The sequence below is a fragment of the Pseudomonas fluorescens genome, from assembly GCF_002837185.1.
GTDB classification, from domain to species: Bacteria; Pseudomonadota; Gammaproteobacteria; order Pseudomonadales; family Pseudomonadaceae; genus Aquipseudomonas; species Aquipseudomonas fluorescens_AM.
The window spans coordinates 341,367-364,456 of record NZ_KZ477985.1; the positions used below are offsets into that span (position 1 = coordinate 341,367).

Genomic DNA, 23,090 nt, shown 5'->3' on the forward strand with positions numbered 1-23,090 from the left:
CTTCATGCAAAATCAAATCGGCGCACCCAAGCAGAAGCTCAGCTTCAGCGATCCCAAAGTGCGTGCGTGGCTCTTCCAGATCATCACGATTGTGGCGGTGGTCTCGCTGGGCTGGTACCTCTTCAACAATACCCAGACCAACCTGCAGCACCGGGGCATTACCTCGGGTTTCGACTTTCTTGAGCGCAGTGCCGGCTTCGGCATCGCGCAGCACCTGATCGATTACACCGAGTCGGACAGTTATGCCCGGGTGTTTGTGATCGGTTTGCTCAACACCTTGCTGGTGACCGTGATCGGTGTGGTCCTGGCGACCCTGCTCGGCTTCATCATCGGCGTGGCGCGACTGTCGCCGAACTGGATGATCAACAAGCTGGCAACCGTGTATGTGGAAGTGTTCCGCAACATTCCGCCGCTGCTGCAAATCCTGTTCTGGTATTTCGCGGTGTTCCTGACCATGCCGGGGCCGCGTAACAGCCACAATTTCGGCGACACCTTCTTTGTCAGCAGCCGTGGCCTGAACATGCCGGCAGCGCTTGCAGCCGACGGTTTCTGGCCGTTTGTGGTCAGTGGGGTGGTGGCGATTGTCGCAATCGTGCTGATGGCTCGCTGGGCCAACAAGCGCTTTGAAGCGACCGGCGTACCGTTCCACAAATTCTGGGCGGGCCTGGCGCTGATCATCGTGATCCCGGCGTTGTGCGCCTTGATCTTCGGTGCACCGCTGCACTGGGAAATGCCTAAGCTGCAGGGCTTCAACTTTGTCGGCGGCTGGGTACTCATCCCCGAACTGCTGGCACTGACCCTGGCGCTGACCGTTTATACGGCAGCGTTTATCGCCGAGATCGTGCGTTCGGGCATCAAGTCCGTCAGCCACGGCCAGACCGAAGCCGCGCGGTCCCTGGGCCTGCGCCCTGGGCCAACGCTGCGCAAGGTCATCATCCCGCAGGCCCTGCGGGTGATCATTCCGCCGCTGACCAGCCAATACCTGAACCTGGCGAAAAACTCCTCGCTGGCGGCCGGTATCGGTTACCCGGAAATGGTTTCGCTGTTTGCCGGCACGGTACTCAACCAGACCGGTCAGGCCATCGAAGTCATTGCCATCACCATGAGCGTGTACCTGGCGATCAGCATCAGCATTTCCCTGCTGATGAACTGGTACAACAAGCGCATTGCGCTGATCGAGCGGTGAGGAAACGCCCATGAGTTCACATACGTTCAAACCTGATATGCCGCCGCCGAACAAAGTCTTCGGGCCGATGGCATGGATGCGCGCCAACCTGTTCTCCAGCTGGCTCAACACGCTGCTGACGTTGCTGGCGTTCTACCTGATCTACCTGGTAGTGCCGCCGATTCTCAGCTGGGCGATCATCGATGCCAACTGGGTTGGCACCACGCGTGCCGATTGCACCAAGGAAGGCGCCTGCTGGGTATTCATCCAACAGCGCTTCGGCCAGTTCATGTACGGCTACTACCCTGGCGACCTGCGCTGGCGCGTAGACCTCACCGTATGGCTGGCCATCGTTGGCGTGGCACCCTTGTTCATCTCGCGTTTTCAACGCAAGGCGGTCTATGGCCTGAGCTTTCTGGTGCTGTACCCGATCATCGCGTTCTTCCTGCTGCACGGCGGCGCGTTCGGGCTGACCAACGTGGCCACCAGCCAATGGGGCGGCTTGATGCTGACCCTGGTCATTGCCACCGTGGGCATTGCCGGCGCGTTGCCGCTGGGCATCATGCTGGCGTTGGGGCGGCGTTCGAACATGCCGGCGATTCGAGTGGTCTGCGTGACCTTCATCGAGTTCTGGCGCGGCGTGCCGTTGATCACCGTGCTGTTCATGTCCTCGGTGATGCTGCCGCTGTTCCTGCCTGAAGGCATGGGCATCGACAAGCTGCTGCGCGCATTGATCGGCGTGATCCTGTTCCAGTCGGCCTATGTGGCGGAAGTGGTGCGCGGCGGGTTGCAGGCGATTCCCAAAGGTCAGTACGAAGCGGCCGCAGCAATGGGGCTAGGTTACTGGCGCAGCATGGGCCTGGTGATTTTGCCGCAAGCCCTGAAGATGGTGATCCCCGGCATCGTTAACACCTTTATCGCGTTGTTCAAGGACACCAGCCTGGTGATCATCATCGGCCTGTTCGACCTGCTCAACAGCGTCAAGCAAGCCGCCGCCGACCCGAAATGGTTGGGCATGGCCACCGAAGGCTACGTGTTCGCCGCCCTGGTGTTCTGGATTTTCTGTTTTGGTATGTCGCGCTATTCCATTCATTTGGAACACAAGCTCGACACAGGCCACAAGCGTTAGGAGTTGTTGTTATGAGCGAAGCGATCAAACAGCCTGTGAGCCCTGAAGGCATTATCCAGATGCAGGGCGTCAACAAGTGGTACGGCCAGTTCCACGTGTTGAAAGACATCAACCTCAACGTCAAGCAGGGCGAGCGTATTGTGCTGTGCGGCCCGTCGGGTTCGGGCAAGTCCACCACCATCCGCTGTCTCAACCGCCTGGAAGAGCACCAACAGGGCCGCATCGTTGTCGACGGTGTCGAGCTGACCAACGACCTCAAGCAGATCGAAGCGATCCGCCGCGAAGTCGGCATGGTGTTCCAGCACTTCAACCTGTTCCCGCACCTGACCATTCTGCAGAACTGCACGCTGGCGCCGATGTGGGTGCGCAAGATGCCCAAGCGCAAGGCCGAGGAAATTGCCATGCACTATCTGGAACGCGTGCGCATTCCGGAGCAGGCCCACAAGTTTCCGGGGCAACTGTCCGGCGGCCAGCAACAGCGCGTGGCGATTGCCCGCGCGCTGTGCATGAAGCCCAAAATCATGCTGTTCGACGAGCCGACCTCGGCACTCGACCCGGAAATGGTCAAGGAAGTACTGGACACCATGATCGGCCTGGCCGAAGACGGTATGACCATGTTGTGCGTCACCCATGAAATGGGTTTTGCGCGCACCGTGGCCAACCGCGTGATCTTCATGGACAAGGGCGAGATCGTGGAGCAGGCGGCGCCGAATGACTTCTTCGACAATCCGCAGAATGATCGGACCAAGTTGTTCCTGAGTCAGATCTTGCATTGATCGATGGGTGAAAAATAAACCCGGCCTGGTGCCGGGTTTATTTTTGCCTGTTGGTTTTATGCGCAGGATTGAGCCGCAAATGGTTGTTCGTCTTTTGCCATGCGCAATCGATTCAGGTCTTCGCCTGTATCAAGGACCCGTATCTCGGCCAGCAGGTGCAGCTTTCGGCGGATTCTTTTCATTTTTGCGGCGATGATTGCCCTGGCATCAATTAACAATTGGTCGCTGGCATCGGCATAACGTTCTGCGCTGTCATCGTCGTAATCGAATTCCACCTCCTTGCACACCTGACGCGTTGCCTTTGTAGGCAGCTGCGAATAGCCTGTGGGGAAATTCATCCCATGATTGGCCGTACTGCAGGCGATTTGCAGGCACTGCGCTCGGCAAGATCCGCAACGCGCCAAATCCCTCTGCCGGCAGTTGATCAATGAACCCTGAAACTCAACGCAAGACTGAACTTGAAGAGCTGCTGATTGACGCCGAGGCCGACGACGAGGTTGTGCAACACGCGCAACCGAGCGTGGCTCGACCCTGGTTGCTGTTGCTCGGCCTGGTCCTGGTGGCGCTGAACCTGCGCCCGGCGTTGTCGAGCCTGTCGCCGCTGCTGGCTGAAGTCTCCAGCAGCCTGGGCTTGTCGGCCGCCAAGGCCGGCTTGTTGACCACCTTGCCGGTGCTGTGCCTGGGCCTCTTCGCGCCGACCGCGCCGATGCTGGCGCGACGTTTTGGCGCCGAGCGCGTGGTGTTGGGCATTCTGTTGACCCTGGCCGCCGGGATCATTTTGCGCAGTTCGTTCGGCGAAGTGGGCCTGTTCGTCGGCAGCCTGATTGCCGGTGCGAGCATCGGCATTATCGGCGTGCTGTTGCCGGGCATCGTCAAGCGTGATTTCGCCAGGCAGGCCGGGACCATGACCGGGGTCTACACCATGGCGTTGTGCCTGGGCGCCGCGATGGCAGCGGGCGCTACTGTGCCGTTAAGCCACTATTTTGGTGACAATTGGAACATGGGCCTGGGCTTCTGGATGCTGCCGGCGCTGGCGGCGGCGTTGGTCTGGTTGCCGCAGGTCGGCCAACAGCATGGCACCCACCGCGTTGCCTATCGCGTAAAGGGTTTGCTGCGCGACCCATTGGCCTGGCAGGTCACGCTCTACATGGGCCTGCAATCGTCGCTGGCCTACATTGTGTTCGGCTGGTTGCCGTCGATCCTGATCGGTCGCGGCTTGAGTGCCACGGAGGCCGGGCTGGCATTATCCGGCTCGATTATCGTGCAACTGCTCAGCTCGCTTGCCGCCCCCTGGCTCGCCACCCGCGGCAAGGATCAGCGCCTGGCAATCGTGGTGGTGATGCTGCTGACCCTGGGCGGTTTGTTCGGTTGTCTCTACGCCCCGCTGGATGGCTTATGGGGTTGGGCGATTGTGCTGGGCCTGGGGCAGGGCGGTACCTTCAGCCTGGCGCTGACCTTGATCGTGTTGCGTTCGCGCGATTCCCACGTTGCAGCCAACCTGTCGAGCATGGCCCAGGGCATCGGTTACACCCTGGCGTCTCTCGGCCCTTTCGCGGTCGGCCTGGTGCATGACTGGACCGGCGGCTGGACGGCCATCGGCTGGATCTTCGCCGTGATCGGCCTGGGCGCCATCGTCGCCGGCCTCGGGGCCGGGCGTGCGCGCTACGTGCACGTCACCAGCGAGCAAGTCTAGAGGTACACCACTTCCAGCGTGGCCGATCCATCGAGCGCGGTCTCCACGCTCAAGTCCAGGTTCTGCCGGGCATTGATCACGGTCTGCACCGTGACGATGCCGGCCAGGCTATCGATGGCCGTAGGCCCGCTGACGCTGCCCTCGATGGCGGTAAAGCCCAGGTAGCTCCTGGAGCCGATATCAATGGGGTTGAGATTGGAGGTGCGCCACGCCAGGCCACCGGTGGTGGATTCGGTGCCATAGACCTGCGCAGTGTTGCCGGCCTGGGTTTGCCTTGGGTCGAAGGTCATGGAGTAAACCCCCAGGCGATTGCCGCTGTTATCGAACCCCAGCCCGTAATAAATCTCGCTGTTGACCATGGCTGAACCGTCACGGTTGTCGCGCATGCGCAAGGCATAGCGGACGGGGCCATTGCAGGCGATGCCCATATGCAGCGTCTTGAGTGGCAGGCGCGTGCCAGTTTCCAGGTTCAGGTCCTGCTGGGCGATCTTGCCGTAGTCGATCAGGCCACCGCTGGAAAGCTGCGGTACGCAGGCGGCGGGAGTGATCAGGCCGTGCACGCTCAGGTCCACAGTCGAGGCGGCCAGCACCGAGGGGGCGCTGACCAGTAGCAACAGGCTGGAAAAGAGGCGGGTTTTCATGGGACGAACTCCTCACAGTGAAGGCTCAGGGATAGACGATTTCGAGCGTGCCGGAACCGTTGATACGCACGACATCGCTCAGGTCCAAGGTTTGCATGGGCGCCAGGTAAGTCTTGATGCGCATCGTGCCGGTCAGGGTTTGCAGGGCCACTGGCCCGGTGATGACGCCGGTTTTATCGGTAAAACCCATGATGCTGTTGGCGGCCATGGGGATTTGCCGCGCGGTGGAACTGCTCCACGCCACGCCATTGCTGGTGGAGTCGGTGCGGTACAACGTGGGGAAGGTATCGGCGCTGAACTCCGCCGGATCGAGGGTGAGGTAAAAGCGCCCGATCTTGCCACGGCTCGCATCCAGGTCCAGGCCATAGGCGGTTTCATCGGTGCCGCCGGTGGCCGAACCTTCGCGGTTGTCCTTCATGCGCAGGGCGAAGCGGATCGGCGCGTCGCACGTCACGTTCAGGCGCAGGGTGCGGGTGGGCAAGGGGGTTTCAGTGCTGGTGTTGAGGTCTTTGGCATACAAAGTGCCGTAGTCCACCACACCCTGGTCGGATAACGTTGGCAGGCAGGCGATGGGGGCGAAGTGCGCCCGCAGTGTCAGTTCCCGGTAGCGGCCGTGGCGTGCGCCGTACAGCAGGCCGGAGACTTCCCAGGTGGTGGCATCGCGCACTTGAGTGGCGGCAGGGTCAGCCCAGGCGCGCAGGGTCAATTGCAGCGCCAGGGTTTTTCCCATGAGCACAGCACCCTGTTCGACCGGCGCGATGCCATGACCGGGTCGCCATTGCACGACGCTGCCATTGGCGGCGGGTGCCTGACCCACGGCGGGCAGCAAACCCAGCTCCACCGCCCTGCCATCGAGCAGGGCGTTACCGACCTCAATGGCATAGCTGCCGTGCTCGGTAAACTGCAGGCGCTGTGGGCTGGCGGCCTGCGCACGGTAGAACAGGCTGAGGTCCTCGGCCTGCGGGCAGTTGACGGTCACACTCAGGCGGCGTTCGCCGAGCAGGCGCAGCGGTGCGCTGTCTTTTTGTGCCAGGCGGCTCATCAGGCCGAAGTCCAGCACCGGTTCGCTGACGTTCAGTTGGCATTCGTCCACGGCCTGGGCAGTGCCGGCGACGCCGATCAACAGCCACAGGCACAGTTGACGCAAGCAGGTTGCAAAGGGCATGGCGGGAATCCTCAAGGTGCGTGACAGCGTGCGGGGGCCGTTTCGAAGTACACCGAGGGGTCGGCTTTTTCCGGCAGTGAATAGCGCAATTGGCAACGGCGCCCTTGGGGCGTGGTTATCCACAGTGTCGATGGGGCGAGCACATTGGGCAGGAACACTTGGCTGCTTTCCTGCACCAGGGTGATGAACTCGCCGTTAGCGTTGCTGACGGAGGCGCCTGCGGGCAGCGGTGTGCCCTGCTCTGTGCTGACGGTGAGCAACAGGCGGCGGGTCAGGCCGACGCCAAATTCGACGCGTTCCACGGCACCGCGTCCGGCCGAGATCATTGCCAGGCCGTTATTGATATCGGCGTTGCGTGGCAATGAACGCGTCTGCACCTCCACCGGGCTGCGACCGTAGGCAGCCACTTGCGGCACCACGGCCTGGCCTTGCCAGTCGGTCCACACCGGGCCGCTGGGGGTGCTGAGCTTGATGCCGCTCATGGCGTCCACCGACACCAGGGCGAAGGTGTCACGCACCGGGTAGGGGGAGAAGGTCACGCCGCCGCCGTGCAGCACCACGCCGCCGCGTGCACTGCCCTGGTAGCTGGAACGCTCGGCATCGGAGCGGCTGTAGCTCACGTCGAGCTGGCTGTAGCGCGGCAATGCCGACACGCCCAGGGTGGTTTCCACTTGATGGTCGCTGCTGTCGTGTTCGGCGCTGACGCGATAGCTGAGTTGGTCGTCGATCTGTTCCGTGACGCCCAGGCCGGTGCGGTTCTCGCCGCCGGAATTACGCACCCAGCTGCGTAGCCGGCGACTCTCGCCCAACGGCACGCCGATAGTCAGGTAAACCGTGTTGTCCTGCTGCTGGCGACCGCCCATTTGCCACTCGGCACTGGCTGACAACGACACTGCGCCGAGGCTTGTGCCCCAGGAGGCCAGTGCACGGCTGCTGCTGTCGCCGGCAAAATTGGCCGAGCGCGACACCCCGGCGCTGAATGCACCCAATTGTGGATGGGACCAGCCCAGGTTGAGGCTTTGCTGGTCGCGGTAGCGCGAATCGCGGTTGCTGTCGTCGCGCGCGTAAGTGCTTTCCTCGAGTTCGCGGTAGCCGATGCTGCGCCACGAATTGGCCACGCTGATCGACCATTGCTCACCCAGGCGCTGGGACCAGGAAAGGTCAGTCTGCAGGCCGGACACCTTTTCCCGTGCCTGGGTGTTGGACAGTTGAGTGGACAACTGAATCTGGCTGTCCACCCAGGGCAACCAGCCCAGGCTCGCGCCCACCGAACGGTATTCACTGGCCGCCAGCATGCCCGTGCCCAGGGTCAACTGCGGATGCAGGGCGCCGGTCCAGCCGCCACTGATTACCCACGGATCGTCGCCTTTGGCATCGCCCACATTGCGCACCCGGCCCGCCGCCACGGAGTAACCCGGCGCTGGCAGCCCGAGCCCGAGCATCGCCGCTGGCACGGTAAAACGCCGCTCGCCGCCGACGCTCTCCTTGACCGTGACTTCGACGTCCGAGCGCGTGTTCAAGCGACGTACATCGGTGAGGGTAAAGGGCCCGGCAGGCACGACGGTGGAATGAATCAACGCGCCGTTCTGGCGCACCTCCACCTGGGCCGGGCTGTTGGCGATGCCCTGGATCAGCGCGCCCTGGCCCTGTTCTTGAAGGGCGTGCTCGGTGAGCACCTGCACCCCGGTGATCTGCGCGCCGGACAGCACCGGGTTGTACAGGTTGATTTGCCCGGCCTGGAGCACCGCCTGGTGGCTGGCAAAGGTGCGCTGGGCATAGGCTTGCACGTGGGTGCTGCGTGACAGGCCATCCTGCCAGGTCTGCACCTGGCGACTGCGCACAATCCAGTCGCCGGCATTGAACCCCACCTCGGTATTGGCCGAGCCAAAGCGACTGGCGTCATCGCCGAAGCGGTTGTAGAAGCCGCTGAGGTCGTAGTTGAGCAGTCCGGCAAACCCACCGGTTTCGTAGCCGGAGATATCCTGTTGCATGGGACGCAGGGCTTCGGTGGGTACCACCAGCGACACCGTCAGCGTTGCCGGGTCCGGCTCCACCAGGGTTTGCGGATAGTGGGCAAGGAAATCCTCGCACCCGGCCGCGTCATCGGCACTCATCAGGTGGGCGGCGTCCAACAAGGTGCGGTCGAAGCACAGATTGCCCTGCTGATCGAAATTCACCGCCAACCGGCCACGGCGCTGGCCGTTGACGCGCAGATTGACGGTATGTTGCCCGGCCGCGTAGCGCGGTGCGGCCAGCAACAGTCTGGCCAACTGCGGATCGATGCCACGTTGATGCAAGGTCTGTGCATCGAAGCCGGACGGGCTCGAATCCTCGGCGCACACCTTGGCGGGCAGGAGCGCACACAGCAGCAGCACCAGCGGCAGGGCCGCGCTGGCAGAGGGATCGGGCACGGCTTCGCCGTCACGGTAACTCAATACTGTTTTCACGCAAGGTACTCGAGTGGTGAACGCCCGGGGCTTGTGGTCCAGGCGTTCTGGTGACGCTCAATGAGCTGTCACTGCGTTACTCAGGCGGCGGTGGGTTATGCCGCCTGGGTGTTCCGTCAGAAACTGATCGGTGCGTCGTAGGCCTTGACCGCAAAGCCGTACACGGTGGCCGGTTGCAGCCTTACCGTCCGGGCCTGGCTACCGCTGGCCGGGACGCTCAAGGCTTCGCCCGGCAGTACGTAAGTGCGCGGCAGTATGGCTTTGCCGTCGCCCGGCAGCAGTTGCAGCTCCTGCGCCAGCCGCACCACATACGGCGTGTCGTTGCGCACCTGCAACTGGCCGTCGCGCAGTGTCCAGGTCAGGTCGGTCCAGGGCGTGCGATTGGGTGCCAGGCCCTTGGGGTGCACGATCACCGGCAGGTTCTGGCGCACGGTCACGCCCACGCGGGCATGCCCGGCGGCGGTGGCTGCGCGGCCCTGGGGCATGCCTTCGAACACCGCGCGTTTAAGCCGTTGGGTGAGCAGTGGCTGCTGGTTTTGCAAAATGAAACGCACCAGTTGGGATTTGGACGCTTCGACCCGTGACAGCGGCGGCGTCACCACCAGCAGCGGTTCGGTGTCCTCCGGAATATCCTGCAAGGTGACATGCAGCAGGGCGAGCTGGCTGTCGGTGTTGGTCACCGACACGGACGCTTCGCCGTCTTCTTCATGCACGATCACCACGGAGGTGTCCGGGACCATGCCGTCGGCCTTTACCTGATTGCCGAGCACGAGTAACAAGGCAATGAGGCCCACAGCGGTGTTTGAGAATGTCGTCGTCATGACGGGTTTCCATTAGGCCGAAAAGGAGGATCGATCAGAGGTAGCGCAGGTCCAGAACGATGGCTCCGTCGAGCGGGACTTCCTGGTCCAGGGTCAGGTAACGCGAGAAGTTGATGGCGGTGCTCACTTGAAGCTGGACGATCAACTGGCTGATGAAGTCGGGTTGACGGTCACCTGTCGGTGCAAAGGCCATATGGGTACGCGGGTAGGCATTGGGCTCTTGCGACCAGGTTTCGCCGTTGTCGGTGGAGGCCAATACCTGCATGGGCTGCGCATCGCCCACCGCATTGCGATAGGCCAGCGCCACCGAGCCCAGGCGCTCTTCGGGGACGTGGATGTTCCTGCCGAGCCCGTAGAAATAATCGGGAGCCGACGAAGAGTCGGCGCGATTATCGATGCCCACCAGCGCAAACAGCATGGGCCTGGCGCACTGCACGCGCAGTTCGAGCGTCTGGATCGGCAGCACGGTGAATTCGTCGGCATTGAGGCTGTGGGAAGCAATCTTGCCGTGATCGACGGTGCCGTCATGGCTCAGCACGATATTGCAGGCATCCGGGGTTACCCGGCCGGTGACCGTCAGATCGACGACCGAAGCCCCGTGGGCACCGGTCATCGTGGCCAGGCAAAGCCCGGTGATGAAGATGCGCATCCATCTACAGTGCACGGGCAACGTAAGGCGCAGCCCATGCCTGCAGGTGGTCAAAGGATGGGCGGCCATGGGTTAGAGGTACTTCACTTCAAGGGTGGCCGAGCCATCGATGGTTACCTCATTGCTGAGGTCCAAGCCGTCTGCGGGGTTGATGATAGTGAGCACTTCCAGATCGACGCTCAGGTCTTTGATCGGCAGCGGCTGGGTGTCGTCGCTCATCGATGCCGCCGCCATGTACATGCTCGGCTCCCAGAATTTCTCGGCGTACCAGGTTTTACCCTGGTCCGTCGATGCGATGGGTTGAGCGGTCACGCCGTCGGCAACCATGCCGCGCCAGGTAAGGGAGAAGTGGCCCAGCTTCTGGGTTTCGTTGATAAAGCCCAGGCCGAAGTCCGTGGTCAGACCCGAGGCAGCGCGGTTATCGATGGGGTGCAGAGCGAACTGGATCGGCGCGTCACAGTTGACGCTCATCGACAGGGTATGCAAGCCGATCGCCGTTGCCCTGTCCGGGTGCAAATCCTTGGCGGAAATCTTGCCATGGTCGATCACGCCACCGCCAGACAGGCTCGGCGTACAGGCGCTGGGCACGATCAGGCCCTTGACGGTCAGGTCCACGCTGGACGCGGCGAAGGTGGTGGCCGAGTTAAGCAGCAGCACGCTGGCGGCCAGGGTGGTCAATCGGGTTTTCATCGGGGGAGCTCCTTAGAGGTAATTGACTTGCACAGTGGCGTGGCCGTCGATGGGCACTTCGTCGGTCAGCGTAAGGTTGCTGGCGGGGGCAATGTGGGTGATCAGGCGTATTTCGGCGTCCAGCGCCTGCACCGCAATCGGCGCCAGGCCGTCGTTGTCGGCGACCGCCGTCAACAGGGTATGGCTGAGCATCACCGAGGGCATCCAGGTCACGCCGCCATCCCTGGAGGTGATGGTGCGTACCGGCACGCCATCGGCCACTGGCAGATACAGGCCGAGCCCGGCATCGCCGACTTTTTCATCGTTGGGTGTCACGCCCAGGCCATGCCAGGTGAAGTGGCTGGCGGCGGTGCCCGCGCGGTTGTCGATGGTGTTCAGGGTAAAAATGGTCGGCCCTTCACAACGCACGCTCAACAGCATGGTTTCTCTGGGCAGATCGGTGTAGGTGTCGGTATTGAGGTCCTTGACCGATACCTTGCCAAAATCGATGGTGCCGCCACCTGAGACTACGGGTGCGCAGGCGCTGGGGGTAATGCTCCCCTTGACGCTCAGGTCCTGGCTGCTGGCGGCCAAGACCGGGCCGGCGCCAATCAGCAACAATGTCGCGGTAAGGGCAGTGAGGGGGCTAACCATGAGTCACATCCTGTGGGGTTGGGGGTTACAGGTACTTCACTTCAAAGGTCGCGGAGCCGTCGATGGCCACTTCGCTGGTCAAGGTCAGGTCTTTTGCAGGCGCAATGGAGCCGTACAGGGTGATGTCCATCGTTGCGTCTTTGACCGGGTGCGGCGCCCAACCGTTATCGCCACGACTGCCCAGTGCGACAAACTCACCTGGCCCAATACCATCGTCCGGATAAATGTTTATCCACTTACCGTCGTTGTTGTACATCGCCAGCAGGGTGGACGGTGTTTCGGCGATGGGGTTGTTGAACGTGAAACTGTACTGGCCAAGTTTCTGGTTGTCGTTGATCAAACCCAGGCCGAAGGCGTAGCTATAGATGGAAGAGCCTGCTCGGTTGTCGATAAGGTCGATGGCGAACAGCGTTGCCGCGTCGCAATTCACACTCAGTTGCAGCGTCTTGCGTTCAAGCTGTGTGGGGGTGTCGAGATTCAGATCTTTTGCCGCGATCTTTCCAAAATCGACATCGCCCGGCAGGCTGGCTGCACAGGCGCTGGGGGTGATCAAACCCGTGACGCTCAGGTCGACGCTGCTGGCGGCGAACACCGAGGAGGTCATGGCGAGCAGAAGGGCACTGCCCAACAGGGATACAGGGGTTTTCATTTCAAATCATTCCATTGCAGTCCGGCAGATTGAAACGCGTGCAGGTCAACGCCCGGTCTTGAATGAGCGAGGGGTTGGCTTGGCGGCGGTCTCGATGTTTTTTGCGGTTGCCGGGGAGTGGCAAACCTTCCCTCTTTTTGGGGTGGGCACAATTTAGCGAGGGGGCTGCGAGGGGGAAATACAACTAATACGACATTGGCGAGACGAGGCCGGCACGCTATTCGGAGGGCTGTTTCGCGGTGCTTTTCGTAGTTGTTGTATCGGCTTGAATGTACTTGAAAGGTTATAGGTTTTGTGTCGATAACCTTCGAAAGAGTATGTCTGGCGCTGCTGCATGACAGGCCGCCCTGGCGACTGCGTCAATGCCGCAAAGGGCTGCCCAATTAACCACCACGAAGAGGTACTGATGGGTTCGCCAGGAGGTTCAACCGCAGGAGCGAACCGCACAGTCAAACCGCCTTTTGCCCCCCCGCCTCATTGGCAGCACCTGAATGTCCTGGTCGTGGAGGATCATTCAGCTTATCGCCTGTTGTTGGGTTGGCTGCTGCAAAAGCTGAGACTCGGCCATCAGTTGGCCGCCGATGGTCTCATGGGGTTGGACGCCTTTACCCATAGGCCCTTCGACCTGGTCATCAGCGATTGCCGGATGCCCCTCATGGACGGTTACAGCATGGCCAGCGCCATTCGCCGGCACGAGCGCAAAAACGGGTTGAAGCGAGTGCCGATCATCGCCTTGACCGCCAATCTGCAAAACGACAGCCCGCAACGTTGCCGCAAGGCCGGTATGGATGCCTGGCTGGTCAAGCCACTGACGCTTGAACAATTGCACGCCGTACTGGTGCGCTGGTTGCCGGGCGATGACGGCCCTCGCACCGGAAAAGAAGCCGCAGTGCCGGTTATGAATTGGCCGACCCGTGCCTCGCTTGTCGCCACGTTTGGCAGCGACGTTATTGTCGACCAATTGCTGGAAAGCCTGCTGGTGGAGGCTTGGGAAGACCTGCGTGTGTTACGTCATGCGCGTGCGACGTTGAACGCATCACTGACCGCCGAGCATTTGCATCGGTTGATCGGCAGCCTGGTGTTCTTGGGGGGTACGGGCCTGGAAACCAGCGCCGTGAGCGTGATCAGGCAGGTCCAGTCCGATGGCGTTGCTGCACATAAGGCGCAGTTGGAAGGGTTCGAGGCACAGCTGTGCACCTATCTCGACTACTTGTCCGACGTTTGAAGAATGCTGATGCAGAGCACTTCATCTATGCACAGATCTTGTTTTGACTGTAGGTGCTTTCCTATTGTGTTGTAGTCCAAAAAGCAGCCGCTACTGAACATTGGGTTCGGCCTCAAGCAGCTCTTTGTTAGCAGTTGTTGATGACCGCAGGCAGAGGTATTTTGCGCGGATTCAAGTTGCCATCATTCGTGGGTGCCTATGCTTCGAGTAATTATTGCTGACGATCACCCCATTGTCCGAGTCGGGCAAAAAGTCGTGATCGAGGCGAATGGCAAGTGCAAGGTGGTCGGTGAAGCTGACGGCCCCGATCAGCTGTTAGGCGTGCTGAGTCATACACCGTGCGACGTGCTGGTCACAGACTTCGCCATGCCCGGCGGCCAGCAGGCCGATGGTTATTGCCTGTTGGGCCTGCTGCACCGCCAGTATCCGCACTTGCCGGTGATTCTGGTGACGATGTTCGCCAATGTCGCCACCTTGCGCGCCGCCTTTGCCCATGGTGCGAGAGCGGTGGTCGCCAAAAGCGCGTCGGCCAAGGAGTTGCCCCTGGCGATCAAGGCGATACAGGCCGGACAGACCTTCGTCAGCGAATGCCTGCGCATGCAGCTGGTGGAGGCCGGCACCGGTGACCAGTCCCAGGAACCTCAGCTGTCGGGCAAGGAGCGCGAGGTGGTGCGCATGTTGGCCAGCGGCATGACCGTCAGCCAGATCGCAGCCCAGGTCAACCGCAGCGTCTCCACGATCAGCAAGCAGAAGAGCACGGCCATGCAGCGCTTGAGTATTTCCACCGACGTTGACTTGTTCGCCTACGCCCGCAGTACAGGCATAGCGCCGTAGCCCGCCCATTTGCCTGGCGAATGACAGTAGCCATGGCGGCGTGGGCAGCTTATCGTGCGCCTACTCTTTTGACCCCTGCGGAAGCCTGCCCATGAGTGATGCCCACAACACCTTGATCAGCCGGTTCTACAGCGCCTTCCAGCGTCTGGATGCCGAAGCCATGGTCGCCTGCTACAGCGATGACGTGGTGTTCAGCGATCCGGCCTTTGGTGAACTGCGAGGCCGTGACGCGGGGGATATGTGGCGGATGCTCACCACACGGGCCAAGGATTTTTCCTTGACCTTCAACCAGGTAAGCAGTGACGAACGCACCGGCAGTGCACACTGGGTGGCCACCTATGTGTTCAGCGCGACCGGCAATACGGTGGTCAACGATATTCAAGCGCGCTTCGTCTTTCGCGATGGCAAGATCTGCGAGCACCACGATCAGTTCGACCTGTGGCGCTGGTCGCGCCAGGCGTTGGGCACCAAGGGCCTGCTGCTGGGGTGGACACCGCTGGTGCGAAACGCCGTGCGCGCCCAGGCGAACAAAGGCTTGAAGGCATTCCAGGCCAGTCGTTGATAAACTGCGCGCCCCTTTGCCTTGCCGAATCCGTCCGTGAGCACGCCTGAACCCAAGCCCTGGTACGTCTACCTGGTGCGCGCCGCCAATGGCGCGCTGTATTGCGGCGTCAGCAACGACCCGGTGCGCCGATTCGCTTCGCACCAAAGCGGCAAGGGTGCGCGGTTTTTCCTGTCCAGCCCGGCCATAGCGCTGGTGTACACCGAGCAATGCGCGAGCAAAGCTGAAGCGTTGCGCCAGGAGCGCTTGATCAAGAAATTGAAGAAGAGCGCCAAGGAGTGCCTGGCGGCGAGTGGCTTATCGGTTTAACGGCGGATACTCGACATTATTTTTCGATTTCGGTGAGGTAAACCCGCGGCTCATCCGTGTAGTGCATGAAACTGCGATCTATTCGCATTAACAGCGCTTTCTACACAGGTTCTCACAGCATGAAGTCTACGGCGGGCGGTTGGGTCAAACAGTGGCTGGGAGCCTCGGTACTGATGGTGTCGGGGTTGGCATTGCTGCCCCTGGCGGTGGCGCAGGCGCAGGAGCAGCAAAGCGCCCAGTTCAATTTTGACCTGGCAGCCAAACCGCTGCCCCAGGCCCTGAGCGATTTCAGCCGGGTGACCGGCATCAGCGTGATCTATACCGATGACGCACCCTATGGGCTCAATGCCCCGGCACTGAGCGGGCCGATGAGTGCGACCCAAGCCCTGCAACGCCTGTTGAGCCACTCCGGCTTCACCTTCCGCCAGATCGACGCCCGCACCCTGGCCCTGGAGCCTGTGCCAACCGACGGCGCGGTCAATCTCGGCGCCACCACCATCAGCGGCGCCAACCTCGCCCAGGACAGCACCAGCTACCAGCCGCCGCCGACCAGCTCAGTGATGCGCTCCCGTGGCCTGCTGCTGGAAACCCCGCAGACCGTCAACGTGGTCCCGGCTCAAGTACTGCGCGATCAACAACCGCGCAATCTGGATGACGCGCTGGGCAATATCAGCGGTATCACCCAGTCCAACACCCTCGGCAGTACCCAGGACGCAGTGATGTTGCGCGGTTTTGGCGACAACCGTAACGGCTCGATCATGAAGGACGGCATGCCGGTGGTGCAGGGCCGTGCGTTGAACGCGACGGCCGAGCGTGTCGAAGTGCTCAAGGGCCCGTCGTCGTTGCTGTATGGCATCCAGGACCCTGGCGGCGTGGTCAATATCGTCAGTAAAAAGCCCGAACTGGTGCAGTCCACCTCCCTGACCGCGCGCGGCTCGACGTTCGGCAGCGGCAAGAACGGCAGCGGCGGTAACCTGGACACCACCGGCCCGCTGGGTGACAGCGGCCTGGCCTATCGCCTGATCGTCGACCATGAAGATGAAGACTACTGGCGCAACTATGGCACCCACCGCGAGACGTTGGTGGCGCCCTCGCTGGCATGGTACGGCGACACCACCCAAGTGGTGTTGGCCTATGAGCACCGCGAATTTCTTTCGCCGTTCGACCGTGGCACCGCCATCGATCCCAAGACCAACCACCCGCTGAACATCCCCGCCACCCGCCGTCTGGATGAGCCGTTCAACAACATGGAGGGCCGCTCCGATCTGTACCGCCTCACCGTCGATCACGATCTGAACGACGACTGGAAAGCTCACGTCGGCTACAGCTGGAACCGCGAAACCTACGATGCCAGCCAGGTACGCGTGGTCAAGGTCAACACCAACGGCACCCTGACCCGCAGCATGGATGGCACCCAGGGCGCGCTGACCACCGACCGCTTCGCCACCGCCAGCCTTGAAGGCAAGGTGGATGTGGCGGGTATGCAGCACGACCTGGTGTTCGGCCTGGACGACGAATACCGCAAAATCTACCGCGCCGACCTGATCCGCCAGACGCCGCGTGGCGCGTTCGACTACAACAACCCGGTGTACGGCAACGAAGTGGCGGGTTCCAAAGTCAGCGCCCCGGACAGCAACCAGACCGACCTGCTGCGCAGCGACTCGCTGTTCTTCCAGGACGCGATCCACCTCAATGACCAGTGGATCCTGGTCGGCGGCGCGCGCTACCAGATGTACGACCAATACGCCGGCAAAGGCGTGCCGTTCACCGCCAACACCGATGGCAACGGCCAGAAATGGGTGCCGCGTGCCGGGCTGGTGTATCGCTACACCGATGAGCTGTCGTTCTATGGCAGTTATACCGAGTCGTTCAAACCCAACTCCACCATCGCGCCGTTGGCCAACAAGACCGTACTGGATGGCAGCCTGGAGCCTGAAGAATCCAAGGCGTGGGAGGTGGGCGCCAAGTTCGACCTGCCGGGGCGCATCACCGCGAGCGCGGCGCTGTTCAACATTGATAAACGCAATGTGCTGGTGCAGGTTGGCGACGGTTTGACCTCGGTCTACAGTGTGGCGGGCAAGGTGCGATCCCGTGGGCTGGAAGTGGATGCCAGCGGTCAGTTGACCGACAAGTGGAGCCTGATCGGCAGTTACGCCTACACCGATGCCGAGGTCACCGAAGACCCGAGCCTCAAAGGCAATCGCCTGCAGAACGTGGCGAAAAGCACCGGCTCGCTGTCGGCGGTGTATGACTTCGGCAGTATCCTGGGCGGTGATCAACTGCGCGTTGGCGCCGGCGCGCGTTATGTCGGTGAGCGGGCAGGGGATGCGGCCAACAGTTTCGAACTGCCGAGTTATACCGTGGCCGATGTGTTCGCCAGTTATGACACACGGCTTGACGGACAGAAGGTCAAGTTCCAGCTCAATGTGAAGAACCTGTTTGACCGCACCTACTACACCTCTTCGGTGAACACGCAGTTCGTGTCCATGGGCGATGCACGGCAGGTATCGGTGTCCAGCACCCTGACGTTCTGACGCGGTTCGCTTTGTGTGGGAGGGGGCTTGCCCTGATGCCAGTCAGTTAAGCGAACGAAATGCTTGAAGCAGCGAAGATCAAATGTGGGAGGGGGCTTGCCCCCGATGACGGTGTGTCAGCAAACACTGATGTTGGTTCACACACCGCTATCGGGGGCCAGCCCCCTCCCACAATGACACCTGAGCTGTTAGCGTTGCGGGCATTGGATGCTTACGGAAAACGCGACTGATGTATTTTGGAAAATGGTTACACACCCGCACCCTGCTGGTCGGCTTGAGCCTTTTACTGGGCGGCTGCGCCGGCGTTTCACAGACCTCCACGCCCGCAACGCTCGACAAGCTGCTGGCCGACCCGGCGCTGCAGGGCGCCACCGTCTCGCTGATGGTGCGCGACGCCCGCACTGGCGCCACGCTTTACCAGCACAACCCCCGTACACGGTTGGTGCCCGCCTCCAACCTCAAACTGCTGACCACCGCCGCAGCGATGGATGTGCTGGGCCCGCAATACCGCTTCGCCACGCAACTGTTGAGCGATGGCATCCGCCAGGGCGATCGTCTTACCGGCAATCTCTACCTGCGCGGCCTGGGGGATCCGACCCTTCAATACGCCGACTATCAGGCACTGGCGGCGCAATTGGCCAGTCAGGGCGTGCGCCAGGTGCAGGGCGACCTGGTATTCGACGACACCTGGTTCGATGCCGAGCGGCTGGGGGTCGATTGGTCCCATGATGATGAAACCACCTACTACGGCGCGCAGATTTCAGCGCTGACGGTGTCGCCCAATAGCGATTTTGATGCCGGCAGCGTGTTGGTCACCGCCAAGGCGCCGGTGCAAGTTGGTCAGCCTGTCAGCGTCGACATCTTTCCGCCCACCGACTACCTGCAACTGAGCAACCGCGCCGTCAGTGGGCCGGGCAACAGCTATGGGATCAATCGCCGGCATGGCACCAACCTGTTGCAGCTCAGCGGCGCGGTGGCACCGGGACGGCAGAGCCAGCAACTGATCAGCGTGTGGGAGCCGACGCAACTGGTAGCCAATCTGTTTGAACACGCCTTGGCGCAACAGGGCATTACGGTGCAGGGGCGTCGCGTGATGGGCGGGGCCAGCCCGGCGGCGGTGACGGTGCTGGCCGAGCACCAATCGGCGCCGTTGCAGGCGTTGATCACGCCACTGCTCAAACTCTCGAACAACAACATGTCCGAAGCCTTGCTCAAGGCCATGGGGCGCCAGACGGCCAACAGCGGCACAGCCGCGGCGGGCGCGGTGGCCGTGGCCGGGTTTCTCAAACGCCAGGGGCTGGACACCACCACGTTCAGCCAGGTCGACGGCTCCGGCCTGTCGCGGCGCAACCTGGTGTCGTCGCAAACCCTCACCGAGCTGCTGCTGGTCGCCAGCAAACAGCCGTGGTTCAACGCCTGGTACAACGCCCTGCCGATTGCCGGCAACACCGACCGCATGACCGGTGGCAGCCTCGGCTATCGCCTGCGCGGCACCCCGGCCGAAAACAATCTGCACGCCAAGACCGGCTCCATGACCGGTGTTTCGTCATTGAGCGGCTACGTGACCGACGCCCAAGGGCGCAAGTTGGTGTTCTCGATGCTGAGCAACCACTACGTGGTGGCCGGCGCACAGGTCAAGACGCTGGAAGATCGCGTGGCAGTGGCGCTGTCGCGCGGGGCCCCATGATTCAGGGCTGATAGCCCATGCGCCAACTCACGGCCCGGGTCGCCGCCAGCAAATGCTGCGCCGCCGGGCCGTCCTCGTCGGCGTGAAACAGCGAGGTGGGGCCGACCACGGTCATGACCGCCGCCACGTGCCCGGTTGCGTTGAACACGGGCGCTGATAACGCATCCACGCCGGGCATCAGCAAGCCATGCACAAAGTGCAGGCCACGGCTGCGGATCTGTTCGCAGAGGGTGGCGTAGGCCGCATCGTCTGCCAGGGCGTGGGCGATACCGGCCTGGATTTCGCGCTCGCGCAATTCCACGGTCTCCCGCGACGGCAGGTAGGCGCTGAATACCAGCCCGGTGGACGAACTCAATAGCGGCAATACCGACCCCAACTGCGTCACCACCGTGACGGCGCGCACCGCCGGCTCGATCTGCACCACGGTCGCCCCCTGGTTGCCCCACACCGCCAGAAAGCAGGTTTCATTCAACTCATCGCGCAGCTCCGCCAGCGGCAGTGCGCCGACCTTCAACACATCCATGCTGCCCAGCGCTGCCAGGCCCACGCGCAACGCTTCGCGGCCCAGGCCATAGTGGTTGGTGGCCGTGTTCTGTTCGGCAAAGCCCGACGCGATCAGCGCCTGCAAGTAGCGGTGTACCTTGCTCGCCGGCATCTGCACATGGTCGGCCAGGCGCGACAATGACGTGGAGGGCGACAGTTGCGCCAGGGCCTTGAGGATATCGGTGCCCACCTCAGCCGAGCGGACTTTCTGTTTACCGGTGTCGCGGGGCTTTTCCATGGGAGAGCGAGAATCCGAGAGATGAGTGGGCGTCTTTATAGCTTGACGCTCCCTGGCGATCAAATTACGTTATGCGTAACTGGATTACGATAAAAACAACTGACCCAGAGGACGCTCCATGAACCTCGAATACCTGTCGGGCTTTGGCAATGAATTTGCCAGCGAAGCCTTGCCTGGCGCACTGCCCGTTGGCCAGAATTCGCCGCAGAAAGCGCCCTACGGGCTGTACACCGAACTGTTCTCCGGCACCGCGTTCACCATGGCGCGCAGCGAAGCGCGGCGTACCTGGCTGTACCGCATCCAGCCGTCGGCCAATCACCCGGCGTTTATCAAGCTGGAGCGGCAATTGGCCGGTGGGCCACTGGGCGCGGTGACGCCCAATCGGTTGCGTTGGAACCCGTTGGACGTTCCAGGTGAGCCGACCGACTTTATCGACGGGCTCGCAGCAATGGTGGCCAATTCCGGGTCGGAAAAACCCTCAGGGATCAGCATCTACCACTACCGCGCCAATCGGTCGATGGAGCGGGTGTTTTTCAATGCCGACGGCGAATGGTTGATCGTGCCCGAACAGGGCCGTTTGCGTATCACCACTGAGCTTGGCGTGCTGGAAGTCGAGCCGCTGGACATTGTGGTATTGCCACGCGGGCTCAAATTTCGCGTCGAACTGCTCGACGCCCAGGCACGCGGTTACGTCGCCGAGAACCATGGCGCGCCGCTGCGCCTGCCGGAGCTTGGCCCGATTGGCAGCAACGGCCTGGCCAACCCGCGCGACTTCCTGACGCCGGTCGCCCACTACGAAGACCTCAAGCAACCGACCACCCTGGTGCAGAAGTTCCTCGGCGAGCTGTGGGCGTGCGAACTCGACCATTCGCCGCTCAATGTGGTCGCCTGGCACGGCAACAACGTGCCGTACAAATACGACCTGCGCCGCTTCAACACCCTCGGCACGGTGAGCTTCGATCACCCGGATCCGTCGATCTTCACCGTCCTGACCTCGCCCACCAGCGTGCATGGCCTGGCCAACCTCGACTTCGTGATCTTCCCGCCGCGCTGGATGGTGGCCGAGAACACCTTCCGGCCGCCGTGGTTCCACCGCAACCTGATGAACGAATACATGGGCCTGATCCAGGGCGCCTACGATGCCAAGGCCGAGGGTTTCCTGCCCGGCGGCGCGTCGCTGCACAGCTGCATGAGCGCCCATGGACCGGATGGCGAGACCTGCACCAGGGCGATCAATGCCGAGCTGGCACCGCACAAGATCGACAACACCATGGCCTTCATGTTCGAGACCAGCCAAGTGCTGCGGCCCACACAGTTCGCCTTGCAATGCCCGCAACTGCAGCCCTCTTACGACGCGTGCTGGGCCGCACTGCCCGCCACCTTCAACCCGAATCGGAGATAGCCCATGACTCAACCAACGCAGACCCGCAGCTGGGTGGCCTCGGCCAACGGTCACGCGGACTTCCCCCTGCAAAATCTGCCGCTGGGGGTGTTCAGCCTCAATGGCTCGGCGCCGCGCAGTGGCGTGGCGATTGGCGACGCGGTTTTCGACCTGCACGCGGCGCTGGACCAGTTTGACGGTGAAGCCCGGCGAGCAGTGGAAGCGACCGCCGGTGGCCAATTGAATGCCTTTTTCGAACTTGGCCGCGGCCCCCGCGTGGCGTTACGCGAGCGCCTGCTGCAATTGCTGGCCGAAGGCAGCCCGCTGCAAACCCGTGAGGCGCAGGTGTTGCACCGTGCCGCCGATTGCCGGATGCACCTGCCGGCCAGGATCAATGACTACACCGACTTCTATGTTGGCATCGAACACGCGCAGAACGTCGGCAAACTGTTCCGTCCCGACAACCCGCTGTTGCCCAACTACAAGTACGTGCCGATTGGTTACCACGGCCGTGCCTCAACCATTCGCCCCTCGGGCACCGAGGTCCGTCGCCCCAAAGGCCAGACCTTGCCCGCCGGCCAAGCCGAACCGACGTTCGGCCCCTGCGCACGCCTGGACTATGAGTTGGAACTGGGTATCTGGATCGGCCAGGGCAATGCCATGGGCGATGCGATTGCCATAGGCGACGCGGCCGAACATATCGCCGGCTTCTGCCTGCTCAACGACTGGTCGGCGCGGGATATCCAGGCCTGGGAGTACCAGCCGCTCGGCCCGTTCCTGTCCAAAAGCTTCATCACCAGCATCTCGCCATGGGTGGTGACGGCCGAGGCGCTGGAGCCATTTCGCAAGGCGCAACCGCCGCGCCCCGAAGGCGATCCGCAGCCATTGCCGTACCTGCTGGACCCTCGCGATCAGAAGGCGGGCGCTTTCGATATCGAACTGGAAGTGCTGCTGACCACGGCGTCGATGCGTGAACAGAACCTGCCGGCCCATCGCCTGACCTTGAGCAACACCCAACATATGTACTGGACCGTGGCGCAAATGGTGGCGCACCACAGCGTCAACGGCTGCCAGTTGCAAGCCGGTGACCTGTTTGGTTCGGGCACCTTGTCCGGCCCGCAGCCGGGGCAGTTCGGCAGCCTGCTGGAAATCACCGAAGGCGGCAAAAAGCCGATTGAGTTGGCTTCTGGTGAGGTGCGCAAATTTCTTGAAGACGGCGATGAAATCATCCTGCGTGCCCGCTGCAATCGTGAAGGCTACGCCTCCATCGGTTTCGGTGAATGCCGCGGTACCGTAGTCGCCGCACGCTGAGAGGGCAG

The 23,090-nt window shown here is 62.1% G+C and carries 21 protein-coding genes and 1 pseudogene; 12 read left to right on the top strand and 10 right to left on the bottom strand.

Annotated features, from left to right (window positions below):
* Positions 1-4: 4 nt before the first annotated feature.
* From CIB54_RS01635 to CIB54_RS01645, 3 genes are read left to right on the top strand one after another with little or no spacing between them, the layout of a single operon-like run.
* The gene (locus CIB54_RS01635; RefSeq protein ID WP_065951701.1) at positions 5-1,186 is read left to right on the top strand and encodes an amino acid ABC transporter permease; all 1,182 of its coding nucleotides are present in this window, start codon (positions 5-7) and stop codon (positions 1,184-1,186) included.
* Positions 1,187-1,196: 10 nt separating this feature from the next.
* On the top strand, positions 1,197-2,294 hold the full coding sequence (locus tag CIB54_RS01640; protein ID WP_016978216.1) for an amino acid ABC transporter permease: 1,098 nt from the start codon (positions 1,197-1,199) through the stop codon (positions 2,292-2,294).
* An 11-nt stretch (positions 2,295-2,305) separates the two neighbouring features.
* Complete coding sequence (locus CIB54_RS01645) at positions 2,306-3,070, top strand: amino acid ABC transporter ATP-binding protein (protein ID WP_003171943.1); 765 nt, start codon at positions 2,306-2,308, stop codon at positions 3,068-3,070.
* A gap of 56 nt (positions 3,071-3,126) precedes the next feature.
* Here the strand turns inward: CIB54_RS01645 and CIB54_RS01650 are convergent.
* A pseudogene (locus CIB54_RS01650) lies at positions 3,127-3,360 on the bottom strand (transcriptional regulator); the annotation flags it as partial.
* 137 nt (positions 3,361-3,497) lie between these two features.
* On the opposite strand from CIB54_RS01650, the gene CIB54_RS01655 reads away from it, so the two are divergent.
* Positions 3,498-4,763 (top strand): CynX/NimT family MFS transporter, encoded by a 1,266-nt coding sequence (locus tag CIB54_RS01655; RefSeq protein ID WP_065951703.1) that lies wholly within the window; start codon positions 3,498-3,500, stop codon positions 4,761-4,763.
* Here the strand turns inward: CIB54_RS01655 and CIB54_RS01660 are convergent.
* The 8 genes from CIB54_RS01660 to CIB54_RS01695 form a co-directional block, all read right to left on the bottom strand.
* Positions 4,760-5,404, bottom strand: a complete 645-nt coding sequence (locus CIB54_RS01660; protein ID WP_065951704.1) for a DUF1120 domain-containing protein — start codon at positions 5,402-5,404, stop codon at positions 4,760-4,762. The two genes, CIB54_RS01655 and CIB54_RS01660, sit on opposite strands and share 4 nt — an antisense overlap.
* 25 nt (positions 5,405-5,429) lie before the next feature.
* Positions 5,430-6,569, bottom strand: coding sequence for a DUF1120 domain-containing protein (locus CIB54_RS01665; RefSeq protein ID WP_065951705.1), 1,140 nt, complete (start codon positions 6,567-6,569; stop codon positions 5,430-5,432).
* A gap of 11 nt (positions 6,570-6,580) precedes the next feature.
* The gene (locus CIB54_RS01670; RefSeq protein ID WP_175413290.1) at positions 6,581-9,016 is read right to left on the bottom strand and encodes a fimbria/pilus outer membrane usher protein; all 2,436 of its coding nucleotides are present in this window, start codon (positions 9,014-9,016) and stop codon (positions 6,581-6,583) included.
* Between the two features lie 116 nt (positions 9,017-9,132).
* Complete coding sequence (locus CIB54_RS01675; RefSeq protein WP_101218308.1) at positions 9,133-9,837, bottom strand: fimbria/pilus chaperone family protein; 705 nt, start codon at positions 9,835-9,837, stop codon at positions 9,133-9,135.
* Positions 9,838-9,871: 34 nt separating this feature from the next.
* Positions 9,872-10,555 (bottom strand): DUF1120 domain-containing protein, encoded by a 684-nt coding sequence (locus CIB54_RS01680; protein WP_101218310.1) that lies wholly within the window; start codon positions 10,553-10,555, stop codon positions 9,872-9,874.
* 3 nt (positions 10,556-10,558) lie between these two features.
* Positions 10,559-11,176 carry a DUF1120 domain-containing protein gene (locus CIB54_RS01685; RefSeq protein WP_101218312.1) on the bottom strand — a complete coding sequence of 206 codons (618 nt, stop codon included), beginning with the start codon at positions 11,174-11,176 and terminating at the stop codon, positions 10,559-10,561.
* Positions 11,177-11,188: 12 nt separating this feature from the next.
* Complete coding sequence (locus CIB54_RS01690; RefSeq protein WP_065951710.1) at positions 11,189-11,809, bottom strand: DUF1120 domain-containing protein; 621 nt, start codon at positions 11,807-11,809, stop codon at positions 11,189-11,191.
* A gap of 25 nt (positions 11,810-11,834) precedes the next feature.
* Positions 11,835-12,458, bottom strand: a complete 624-nt coding sequence (locus CIB54_RS01695) for a DUF1120 domain-containing protein (protein WP_101218314.1) — start codon at positions 12,456-12,458, stop codon at positions 11,835-11,837.
* Between the two features lie 406 nt (positions 12,459-12,864).
* Here CIB54_RS01695 and CIB54_RS01700 point away from each other — a divergent pair, with 406 nt between their 5' ends.
* The 6 genes from CIB54_RS01700 (at position 12,865) to dacB (ending at position 19,609) form a co-directional block, all read left to right on the top strand.
* The gene (locus tag CIB54_RS01700; protein WP_065951988.1) at positions 12,865-13,683 is read left to right on the top strand and encodes a response regulator; all 819 of its coding nucleotides are present in this window, start codon (positions 12,865-12,867) and stop codon (positions 13,681-13,683) included.
* A 198-nt stretch (positions 13,684-13,881) separates the two neighbouring features.
* Entirely contained in the window at positions 13,882-14,517 is a 636-nt protein-coding gene (locus CIB54_RS01705) for a response regulator (protein WP_065951713.1), read from the top strand.
* 91 nt (positions 14,518-14,608) lie between these two features.
* Positions 14,609-15,079 (top strand): nuclear transport factor 2 family protein, encoded by a 471-nt coding sequence (locus CIB54_RS01710; protein ID WP_101218316.1) that lies wholly within the window; start codon positions 14,609-14,611, stop codon positions 15,077-15,079.
* Positions 15,080-15,115: 36 nt separating this feature from the next.
* Positions 15,116-15,388 carry a GIY-YIG nuclease family protein gene (locus CIB54_RS01715; protein ID WP_065951715.1) on the top strand — a complete coding sequence of 91 codons (273 nt, stop codon included), beginning with the start codon at positions 15,116-15,118 and terminating at the stop codon, positions 15,386-15,388.
* 119 nt (positions 15,389-15,507) lie between these two features.
* Positions 15,508-17,922: a TonB-dependent siderophore receptor gene (locus CIB54_RS01720; RefSeq protein ID WP_101218317.1), complete on the top strand. Its 2,415-nt coding sequence runs from the start codon at positions 15,508-15,510 to the stop codon at positions 17,920-17,922.
* Positions 17,923-18,151: 229 nt separating this feature from the next.
* Positions 18,152-19,609, top strand: coding sequence for a D-alanyl-D-alanine carboxypeptidase/D-alanyl-D-alanine endopeptidase (dacB, locus tag CIB54_RS01725; protein WP_101218319.1), 1,458 nt, complete (start codon positions 18,152-18,154; stop codon positions 19,607-19,609).
* A gap of 1 nt (position 19,610) precedes the next feature.
* On the opposite strand, the gene CIB54_RS01730 is transcribed toward dacB, so the two are convergent.
* Complete coding sequence (locus CIB54_RS01730; RefSeq protein ID WP_065951718.1) at positions 19,611-20,390, bottom strand: IclR family transcriptional regulator; 780 nt, start codon at positions 20,388-20,390, stop codon at positions 19,611-19,613.
* Positions 20,391-20,508: 118 nt separating this feature from the next.
* On the opposite strand from CIB54_RS01730, the gene hmgA reads away from it, so the two are divergent.
* Positions 20,509-21,792: a homogentisate 1,2-dioxygenase gene (gene hmgA / locus CIB54_RS01735; protein ID WP_065951719.1), complete on the top strand. Its 1,284-nt coding sequence runs from the start codon at positions 20,509-20,511 to the stop codon at positions 21,790-21,792.
* A gap of 3 nt (positions 21,793-21,795) precedes the next feature.
* Entirely contained in the window at positions 21,796-23,082 is a 1,287-nt protein-coding gene (gene fahA, locus CIB54_RS01740; RefSeq protein ID WP_101218321.1) for a fumarylacetoacetase, read from the top strand.
* The last annotated feature ends 8 nt before the right edge of the window (positions 23,083-23,090 follow it).

What these genes read in the sequence shown, in the direction of transcription:
- CIB54_RS01635 (WP_065951701.1), top strand. Translation starts at nt 5, where the DNA reads ATGCAAAATCAAATCGGCGCACCCAAGCAGAAGCTCAGCTTCAGCGAT.
- CIB54_RS01640 (WP_016978216.1), top strand. Translation starts at nt 1,197, where the DNA reads ATGAGTTCACATACGTTCAAACCTGATATGCCGCCGCCGAACAAAGTC.
- CIB54_RS01645 (WP_003171943.1), top strand. Translation starts at nt 2,306, where the DNA reads ATGAGCGAAGCGATCAAACAGCCTGTGAGCCCTGAAGGCATTATCCAG.
- CIB54_RS01655 (WP_065951703.1), top strand. Translation starts at nt 3,498, where the DNA reads ATGAACCCTGAAACTCAACGCAAGACTGAACTTGAAGAGCTGCTGATT.
- CIB54_RS01660 (WP_065951704.1), bottom strand. Translation starts at nt 5,404, where the DNA reads ATGAAAACCCGCCTCTTTTCCAGCCTGTTGCTACTGGTCAGCGCCCCC.
- CIB54_RS01665 (WP_065951705.1), bottom strand. Translation starts at nt 6,569, where the DNA reads ATGCCCTTTGCAACCTGCTTGCGTCAACTGTGCCTGTGGCTGTTGATC.
- CIB54_RS01675 (WP_101218308.1), bottom strand. Translation starts at nt 9,837, where the DNA reads ATGACGACGACATTCTCAAACACCGCTGTGGGCCTCATTGCCTTGTTA.
- CIB54_RS01680 (WP_101218310.1), bottom strand. Translation starts at nt 10,555, where the DNA reads ATGGCCGCCCATCCTTTGACCACCTGCAGGCATGGGCTGCGCCTTACG.
- CIB54_RS01685 (WP_101218312.1), bottom strand. Translation starts at nt 11,176, where the DNA reads ATGAAAACCCGATTGACCACCCTGGCCGCCAGCGTGCTGCTGCTTAAC.
- CIB54_RS01690 (WP_065951710.1), bottom strand. Translation starts at nt 11,809, where the DNA reads ATGGTTAGCCCCCTCACTGCCCTTACCGCGACATTGTTGCTGATTGGC.
- CIB54_RS01695 (WP_101218314.1), bottom strand. Translation starts at nt 12,458, where the DNA reads ATGAAAACCCCTGTATCCCTGTTGGGCAGTGCCCTTCTGCTCGCCATG.
- CIB54_RS01700 (WP_065951988.1), top strand. Translation starts at nt 12,865, where the DNA reads ATGGGTTCGCCAGGAGGTTCAACCGCAGGAGCGAACCGCACAGTCAAA.
- CIB54_RS01705 (WP_065951713.1), top strand. Translation starts at nt 13,882, where the DNA reads ATGCTTCGAGTAATTATTGCTGACGATCACCCCATTGTCCGAGTCGGG.
- CIB54_RS01710 (WP_101218316.1), top strand. Translation starts at nt 14,609, where the DNA reads ATGAGTGATGCCCACAACACCTTGATCAGCCGGTTCTACAGCGCCTTC.
- CIB54_RS01720 (WP_101218317.1), top strand. Translation starts at nt 15,508, where the DNA reads ATGAAGTCTACGGCGGGCGGTTGGGTCAAACAGTGGCTGGGAGCCTCG.
- dacB (WP_101218319.1), top strand. Translation starts at nt 18,152, where the DNA reads ATGTATTTTGGAAAATGGTTACACACCCGCACCCTGCTGGTCGGCTTG.
- CIB54_RS01730 (WP_065951718.1), bottom strand. Translation starts at nt 20,390, where the DNA reads ATGGAAAAGCCCCGCGACACCGGTAAACAGAAAGTCCGCTCGGCTGAG.
- hmgA (WP_065951719.1), top strand. Translation starts at nt 20,509, where the DNA reads ATGAACCTCGAATACCTGTCGGGCTTTGGCAATGAATTTGCCAGCGAA.
- fahA (WP_101218321.1), top strand. Translation starts at nt 21,796, where the DNA reads ATGACTCAACCAACGCAGACCCGCAGCTGGGTGGCCTCGGCCAACGGT.